This window comes from Asticcacaulis biprosthecium C19, assembly GCF_000204015.1.
Classification (GTDB): domain Bacteria; phylum Pseudomonadota; class Alphaproteobacteria; order Caulobacterales; family Caulobacteraceae; genus Asticcacaulis; species Asticcacaulis biprosthecius.
Genome location: NZ_GL883080.1, coordinates 816,325 through 817,867, shown reverse-complemented (window position 1 = coordinate 817,867; position 1,543 = coordinate 816,325). Strand labels below are relative to the sequence as shown.

Below are 1,543 nucleotides of genomic sequence, written 5' to 3'. Positions count from 1 at the left end.
GAGTACGTTCTGTGGAGCGCTTGCCAATCCGCGATATCAAGACTTTCGCGGCTTGTGTTAGTTGGTGGTGTATTGCGACGTAATGCTGGCGATGACCGAATCAACCGCGACAATGCTGTCGGCGTCCTGAACCGCGTGGCAGGAGACCTGAAGCGTCACCTGGGGCGCCTCGCTCGCGGGAAGTTTTTCCGGCGATTCGAAGGTCGAGAAGACCTGGGTATCGCTGGCCTTGACGTACTGGAAGCCCTGGGACTTGCACAGCTCGGCCGACTGTTTCATGGCCATGGCGCGGCGGTATTCGGGGGCTGTCTTGTCGTTGCCCATATAGACGACGTCGTACAGATTGTCTGCGCGCTTGACGGCGCCGACACTGGCCACGCCGGCGTCAACCCCGCCGTACATGTGCTCACAGCCCGACAGGCCCAGGCCGCACAAGGTCAGTGCCAGGAAAATGGTCTTAGACGTCAGGTGATGTGAACGGCCCATATTGCACCATAGCACATGTCAAATTCTTGGCAAATTAAAGGCCGGTAAAAAAGGTCATCGATACAGGAATAAGGCCAGGGGTCTCAGACCCCTGGACCCCGAAACTCGATAGCGTTGATCGGGGTTCAACGAGAAGCAAAAATACAAACTGAAACCCCCTTGGGCCTTTTCAGCCCAAGGGGGTTTCAGTTTGTATGTCTGTTTGCCGTTCAATCTCTGACCGGCACCGCCGAGTAACGGGGGTCGAGGGGGCCCGAGGCCCCCTCGCCTTTTACTATTCGACGATCTTCGACACGACGCCGGCGCCGACGGTGCGGCCGCCTTCACGGATAGCGAAGCGCAGCTTCTCTTCCATGGCGATCGGGGTGATCAGTTCAACGTCCAGTTCGGCGTTATCGCCCGGCATGATCATTTCCACGCCTTCCTTCAGACGCACGATACCGGTCACGTCCGTGGTGCGGAAGTAGAATTGCGGACGGTAGTTGGTGAAGAACGGGGTGTGACGGCCGCCCTCTTCCTTGGTCAGGATGTAGGCTTCAGCCACGAACTTGCTGTGCGGCTTGATCGAGCCGGGCTTGCAGAGAACTTGGCCACGTTCGACGTCTTCACGCTTGGTGCCGCGCAGCAGCAGACCGACGTTGTCGCCGGCTTGGCCCTGGTCCAGCAGCTTGCGGAACATTTCGACGCCGGTGCAGATCGTCTTTTGCACCGGACGGATGCCGACGATTTCGACTTCTTCGCCAACCTTGACAATGCCGCGTTCGACACGGCCGGTGACGACCGTACCACGGCCCGAGATCGAGAACACGTCTTCGACCGGCATCAGGAACGGCAGGTCGATCGGACGCTCCGGCTGCGGGATGTAGGCGTCGACGGTTTCCATCAGAGCCAGGATTTGCTTTTCACCGATGTCCGGGTTGACGCCATCGGTCGCGGCCTTGGCCGAGCCCATGGTGATGGGGATATCGTCGCCCGGGAACTGGTAGGACGACAGAAGCTCGCGCACTTCCATTTCGACCAGTTCCAGCAGTTCGGCGTCGTCGACCAGGTCGACCTT

2 protein-coding genes are annotated in these 1,543 nt (G+C 59.3%); both read right to left on the bottom strand.

The features are described 5' to 3' along the window. Positions 1–57: 57 nt before the first annotated feature. The gene (locus tag ABI_RS22055; RefSeq protein WP_006275289.1) at positions 58–486 is read right to left on the bottom strand and encodes a hypothetical protein; all 429 of its coding nucleotides are present in this window, start codon (positions 484–486) and stop codon (positions 58–60) included. A gap of 274 nt (positions 487–760) precedes the next feature. Next, the coding region (locus ABI_RS22050; protein ID WP_040309851.1) for an elongation factor Tu at positions 761–1,543 on the bottom strand (783 nt) is incomplete at its 5' end.

Excerpts from the sequence above, each read along its gene's own strand:
- ABI_RS22055 (WP_006275289.1), bottom strand. The coding sequence starts at position 486 with ATGGGCCGTTCACATCACCTGACGTCTAAGACCATTTTCCTGGCACTG.